This is a genomic window from Oceanispirochaeta sp. M1 (assembly GCF_003346715.1).
GTDB lineage: Bacteria > Spirochaetota > Spirochaetia > DSM-2461 > DSM-2461 > Oceanispirochaeta.
Genome location: NZ_QQPQ01000021.1, coordinates 92,842 through 100,035, shown reverse-complemented (window position 1 = coordinate 100,035; position 7,194 = coordinate 92,842). Strand labels below are relative to the sequence as shown.

The window sequence follows — 7,194 nt, the reverse complement described above, 5'->3', positions numbered from 1 at the left end:
CGGCTCTATCATAGACTGTTGACGTAAAAGATATTGTCGTATCTTGAGTTGGCTCGACAGCAAGACTGCTGATCAATTGAGTCTTGGAATAAGATTTAATTGATCCTGCCTCTTCAAGATCCACGCTGTTCGTAGCGATTAAGACTGTAGGAACGGACAGATCACGTGATGAACTGGCTGCCACTGAAACTGTAGTATCATCCTTGGCAAATAGCGAATTGGAACTGTTATTTCCAGTGACTGTAAAACTTACTATAGGAGCACCGCTGTAATACATCACATTTTTAGTTGACGCATCACGATAACCATCAGAATCAAGATCAGATTCATCATCTCTAGAAATATTACTATTACCCGCTTTATCCAGGATGCTTATTTCAAAGTCTATGTAATCATCAGAACCAGCAACACCTGTTGTAGTATAATCAGATGTCATAGATGTTCCATCTCCAAAATAGGTAGTAGGAGATTCAGTAGAATTATTGATTTTGACAAAACTACCACTTGTATCAATTCCAGATACAGCTTCTACGATTGTAAAGTCTAATTCAACCTTTTCGTTCTCTTTTGCATAAGCTGTAAAGGTAGTATCAGGAGTTGTAAACTCAGTAACGTTTATTATAGGAGCCACAGTATCAAGAGTAAAATTTATTGATGTCTCATTAAAGTTTCCTGCCTCATCATATACCCGAAGCGTAAGAGTATTACTTCCTTGTGAAGTATCCGTCTTGTAATCCGTATAGTCGAGAGAATTGGCACTCAGGTCATCAGCACTGAGACCAGACCCAGAAAAGCTACCAATGGTATATTGATAACCGCGATAATTATCATCCAAATCATCCAGAGTATCTATGCCAGGATTACCATCATCAACATTGAGTGATATATCTGTATCCGTATCATTCGCATAACTATTGATATAAGTCGTCAGGCCATCCACAACGATTCCATCAGTGACAATAGTATCAGTATCTGTAAATGCAAGGGTTAAATAACTGATCTCGGGTACATCATTATCATAAGTAATAGAGCTATCACTTACAGAGAGATCATTACCGGCTCTATCATAGACTGTTGACGTAAAAGATATTGTCGTATCTTGAGTTGGCTCGACAGCAAGACTGCTGATCAATTGAGTCTTGGAATAAGATTTAATTGATCCTGCCTCTTCAAGATCCACGCTGTTCGTAGCGATTAAGACTGTAGGAACGGACAGATCACGTGATGAACTGGCTGCCACTGAAACTGTAGTATCATCCTTGGCAAATAGCGAATTGGAACTGTTATTTCCAGTGACTGTAAAACTTACTATAGGAGCACCGCTGTAATACATCACATTTTTAGTTGACGCATCACGATAACCATCAGAATCAAGATCAGCTTCATCATCAATAGTAATACTACTATTTCCTGCTTTATCCAGGATGCTTATTTCAAAGTCGATGTAATCATTGGAACCAGCAACACCTGTTGTATTATAATCAGATGTCATAGATGTTCCATCTCCAAAATAGGTAGTAGGAGATTCAGTAGAATTATTGATTTTGACAAAACTACCACTTGTATCAATTCCAGATACTGCTTCTACAATTGTAAAGTCTAATTCAACCTTTTCGTTCTCTTTTGCATAGGCTGTATAGGTAGTACCAGGAGTTGTAAACTCAGTAACGTTTATTATAGGAGCCACAGTATCCAGAGTAAAAATTATTGATGTGTCATCAAAGTTACCTGCCTCATCATATACCCGGAGCGTAAGACTATTACTTCCCTCTAAAGCATCCGCCGAGTAAGTCGAATAGTCGATAGAATCGGCATTAATGTCATCAGCACTGGTTTCAGATCCAGTAAAGCTACCAAAAGTATATTGATAACCGCGGAAATTATCATCCAGATCCAACAATGACGTGCCGCCACTGCCATCATTAACACTTAGTGATATATCTGTATCCGTATCATTCGCATAACTATTGATATAAGTCGTCAGGCCATCCACAACGACTCCATCAGTGACAATAGTATCAGTATCTGTAAATGTAAGGGTTAAATAACTGATCTCAGGTGCATCATTATCATAAGTAATAGAGCTATCACTTACAGAGAGATCATTACCGGCTCTATCATAGACTGTTGACGCAAAAGATATTGTCGTATCTTGAGTTGGCTCGACAGCAAGACTGCTGATCAATTGAGTCTTGGAATAAGATTTAATTGATCCTGCCTCTTCAAGATCCACGCTGTTCGTATTTATTGAGATCGTAGGAGTAACCAGATCACGTGATGAACTGGCCGCCACTGAAACTGTTGTATCATCCTTAGCAAATAGCGAATTAGAACTGTTATTTCCTGTGACTGTAAAGCTTACTGTAGGAGCTCCACTGTAATACATCACATTCTGGACAAATTCTGTATATCCAGCCGGAGGACTATCATAATTTTTACTAACATAGGTTGAAGAATTATCCAAACGATCTGAAACTATAACTATAACAGGTACATATTCATCACTGTCAGAGCCACCAGACCAATTATCAGATATAAATTCATAGTCTCCGGAATCAGTAGCAATATTAGTTTGTGGAATTCCACCAATGCTTGTTTCAATATTCAGATCATCATCTTCACTAATAAGGTCATTAGCAGAGAATCTCAGGGTTAAATCATGAGTTTCTTTACTATAAAATGGATACTCGTCATTACTACTCTCAAAAGAGACAGAAGAAATATCAGGAGCTGTACTATCCTCTTCCAAAAGACGTCGTAAAGATGTTGAGACTCCATTCGTAGCTGTTGCTTTAATATCTATGTATGTCTCTTCAAGCGGATCATAATCTACATCTGCAAGAAGAGTAGTAAGATGACTCTCAATATCGATTGCAAAGTCAACTGTTTCTCCATTAACAACTGTATCAAAGGTCACTCCCACAGCCGTTACTCCTGATGTAATTTCCTCATAATCAGTACCAGATGTACCGTTTGTCAGCTTAAAGACAAATTCACTAAGATCATCTTCATCCTCAATCATACCACCAGTAATAATATCTGCATTTCCATTATCCGAAAAATATCCGTAAATACCATCATCAACTGAAGAGGGAGTAATATTAGGCCCTATTTTATTTTCTGTTATATAAACTGTTTCCTCAACTTCATGACCATTCTGATCTTCAATGGTCAGATTGAAAAGAATGGACCCTTTATCCTCCAGGTTATCATTTACACGAACAACCGCAGTAAGGGTATTTGTGACAGGATCAAAGATATTATCTGTGACATAGTCTTCAGAAGCAAATCCATCAATTGATCTCTTATAAACTCCTTCTGCCGTATCGTAATAAGTTAAAGTTTCACCTGAGTATGAATCTACATAGCTTGTAGTTTTATCCAGAAACAGGGTTCCGATGATAGAGTCGGCTAAACTCCACTCAATACTTATAATTTCACTGCTTGATAGTTTATCTGAACTAGAATTTCCGATTTTACAACTGATCCAGAGGAATTCACTGGCCAGGTATCTATTAGATTTATCATCCTCATCTGTGATACTTAATTCGAACCAGGGACCTTCATTTTCAAAGAGGGTTATACTCTCCTGACTGGAATTACTATTTCGGTCTGTAGCAGTTATTGTGACAGATATCAAACCGCTTAATATATTAGGTTCTATTGTAGAAATTGAAAAAGAAGCAAGTCCTGTCTCAGGATCATAATTTATTAAGTCAGAACCTCCCTCTTCATCCTGAGTAACAATACCATCAGGACTTATGAGAATTCGTCCTCCGCGAAAATCATCATTTGAAACAGAAAATTCAACTGTAGAAATATCGCCTTTCTCATCATTTTCATTTTCAGCATCATCTTTGATTTGAATCTCAAACTCAACAACTGACAGGTACTCAGCATTTCCTGAAGGACTATAAATCTCAATAACAGGAGCAATCGAATCCTGCGCCGAAGTGACAATATCCTCAGTCAGCGGTTCGGGACAGGAAACAAAGAGCAGAGTAAGAGCTATGGTGGCGGTCAATATTAAATACTTTTTCATAACGGACCTTCCTTTCACCCTTCTACTGCTGTGGTGGTTCCATCCTCGGAGAGGTAGGAATACTGTCTGAGCAGTGCAGGGTCAAGTTCTTTCAGCTGATCTGCATAATCAGCCGATTTATCGAAATTCTGTAATTCGTAGTAACATCTTGCCAGGTTGAGAACAATGCGGGAGTAAGCAGCCGATGAGGTTCTGGAGCGGGAGAGATAATCCTGTTCAACATTGTGATACAGGCGAAGTGCATTCTGATACTGTCCCTTAAGGAACATGATATTAGCCAGGTTGACCTTGGAGGGAAGATAGTTTCTGTCCAGAGCCAGGGCATAGTTGAAAGCCTGTTCGGCTCTGTTGTATTCGCCGAACTTTGTACAGATTGTACCCAGGCTGTTGTAACCGCTCTTGCTGTCTTTCTCACGAGCCTGCTGGTCATAGTAGGCGATAATCTTATTCACCAGCTGACCAATCTCCTGATCAACGGCTCTGGCGATAGAGGCTTTTTCACCATACTGCAGTCCCAGGTCAGTCTCTTTCAGACCTACAGGACGGAATATCTGCTGGGCCTCTCTTGTTCTATAGAGCCCTCTCTTTTCAGTTTCATTCTCATACTTGTTGAACTCTTCGGCCCCTACTTCCCAGGCCTGTTCAAAACCGGATGTCCCGATCAGGGTAATTTCCACGGGAACCCAGAGTTCACCGTCAATATTCAGTGTTCTTGATTTATCGGGGTGGATCTGCTGGAAGTTTTTTGCCTCTTCCTTGGTGTTGAAGGCGGCATAAATATGTCCGGGAGTTGTGATAAAGGAAGTCTCGATACCTACAGATTCCAGAAGACTGCAGTACAGAGCTGTCAGGTCATCACAGTCACCGGTTCCTCTTTTCAGGGTGTTTCTCGGCAGACTGACCTTGTCTATTACAAAAGGATCTTCCTGAGCGGCATCAAAGGGAGATGTCGGATCCTTCTGGTAGATACATCCGATTTCTGTCAGACCGTAGAACATCTGCAGTCCGATCTGAAGGGACTCATTGAGACCCGGGTTCACAACATCCCGCGCACTCTGACGAACAAAACTGGCATAGTTTCTAAGTGCTGAATCGGAGGGAGTAATATAGGCAGCCATTTTTCGGTCGTCATCCCAGGTCAGAGATTCTTTATCGTAGAGGTCATAGGATACGGTCATCATCTGACGTCCTATATTTCCACGGGCGGAATAGTCGATAGAGAGTTCTGCAGTCAATGGAGAAATACCTTCTATGGAAAAGACTTCCTGATTATAAGCAGCATAGATATCGACATCCACGGATTCTCCGGGGGCAATCTCTGCAATGGAGTCGGACTTGGTGGGAGCATCCATAAATCCGGCCTGCATAAAATTGATATTCACATCATTTATGGGGAATTTCTCTGTATTGGTCAGCTCAATTTGGCCTATAGGATTATTTGAATAATAACTCTGCATGGACGCAAACATGGGGGGCAGTTCAAATTCACCAAAACGGATACTCTTTATTTCCGCCCTGGGATCATCCGGGTCGGTTCCAATCCTGTAGGCAACACCGAATCCCAATCCGAATGATAGGCCGTTAAATCTTTCAAGGGCAGAGAAGGAGCGCTGATATCGCAGAGTGGGATGAAAACTGAGACTGAAGTTGTAGGAAATATTAAAGGCTGCTGATCCTCCGGCCCCCGCCAGGAACTCCAGGGCGCCCCTGGGTTCATTATACTGGGTATCAATATTGGGATATACAGCCTGTCCCAAGCCGAAATAGAGATCTCCACCGACCTCAATCTGTTTACTGAATTTATGAATATAAGAAGCACCGAGAACCCCGTAATAGATGTTATGGGAAAATGTCTCTGCATCCCCCGTATCACCGGCTTTCAAAGGAGCGACAATCTGAATACCCAGCCCTGCGAATGGTTGGATTTGAGGAATGGACTTAAATGAGTAAGTACCCTTCAGATTGAAATCGTTGATTCGATATTCTTCATCATATGTAATCTTAATGGGACTTATGCTCTGATATTCAAGTCCGACCGCAATAGGACTGCGGTACTTATTGTTGTAGTTAATCCCGTAAGTTCTGACAGCGCCGGTAGTTCCGACAGGCTCCGGGACTGCCTCCTGAGAAGACAAAGAACCCGTGAGAATCATTACGAGACTGATAACTGAGAGATAGAATCTGTGCTGGGAGGACATAATGTTCTCCTCCTGTTCTTCTTATAGTATACATCAAAATACCACAGATTCGTGATTCATAGATATAATAATATTCACAAAAAAATCCATCAGAACCGTTAATATTGAATTTAAATTCAGTAATCAGAGAAAAGTTCGGGGAGAATCCACATTCCGGGGGTAATCTGATACACTGACGGCTATGATAATAACCCTTCTCGGCACCGGAACCTCCCATGGAATTCCCATTGCCAACTGTGACTGCTCCGTTTGTACATCGGAGATTGAAGAAAACAAACGTTACCGCTGTTCAGTATGGCTGCAGCATAACGGAACAAACCTGATTATTGATACATCTCCCGAATTCAGACTCCAGACTGTGCGCAGTGGAATTAAAGATATTGACGCTGTTCTTGTCACTCATGCCCATGCAGATCACCTCCATGGTATAGATGACCTGAGACCCTTCAGCTGGAAAAAGAAAATTCCTATATGGGCCCAGCAGGATGTATGTGATGAAATTGAAGCCCGCTTTCCATATATCTTCACCCCTCCTGTACAAGAGGGCGGCGGAACACCAAATATCAGCTTAAAGACAATTGATACGAGCCGTGAATTTCAAGCTGGAAATATAACGGTAAGACCTATACCTATATTTCATGGGAAGATAAGAATTCTGGGATATCGATTCGGAAAATTTGCCTATTTGACTGACTGCAGTGCTGTATCTGAAGAATCTGCAAAATTACTGATGGGCCTGGATACTCTGATCCTGGGCGCTTTAAGGAATGAACCCCACGAGACTCACTTCTCAATTCCCGAGGCTTTGGAATTTATAAAAAAAATAAGCCCCATAAGGGCTTATCTGACACATTTAAGTCATGATGTCGATCATTTCCAGTTAAAGGCTGCTCTTCCCGAAGGAATAGAACCAGCCTGGGACGGTTTACAAATAAACATCCCTGAATAACTAAA

Annotated in this window: 3 protein-coding genes; 1 reads left to right on the top strand and 2 read right to left on the bottom strand. The window is 41.1% G+C overall.

Annotated elements, in window-relative coordinates; all coding sequences use genetic code 11:
• The coding region (locus DV872_RS15700) for an Ig-like domain repeat protein (RefSeq protein WP_147283187.1) at window positions 1-4,042 on the bottom strand (4,042 nt) is incomplete at its 3' end.
• 14 nt (window positions 4,043-4,056) lie between these two features.
• On the bottom strand, window positions 4,057-6,240 hold the full coding sequence (locus DV872_RS15695) for a hypothetical protein (RefSeq protein ID WP_114630897.1): 2,184 nt from the start codon (window positions 6,238-6,240) through the stop codon (window positions 4,057-4,059).
• A gap of 181 nt (window positions 6,241-6,421) precedes the next feature.
• Between DV872_RS15695 and DV872_RS15690 the strand changes: the two genes are divergently transcribed.
• Window positions 6,422-7,189, top strand: coding sequence for an MBL fold metallo-hydrolase (locus DV872_RS15690; protein WP_114630896.1), 768 nt, complete (start codon window positions 6,422-6,424; stop codon window positions 7,187-7,189).
• Window positions 7,190-7,194: the final 5 nt, after the last annotated feature.

Coding starts and splice junctions, on each gene's coding strand:
- DV872_RS15695 (WP_114630897.1), bottom strand. CDS start 6,240: ATGTCCTCCCAGCACAGATTCTATCTCTCAGTTATCAGTCTCGTAATG.
- DV872_RS15690 (WP_114630896.1), top strand. CDS start 6,422: ATGATAATAACCCTTCTCGGCACCGGAACCTCCCATGGAATTCCCATT.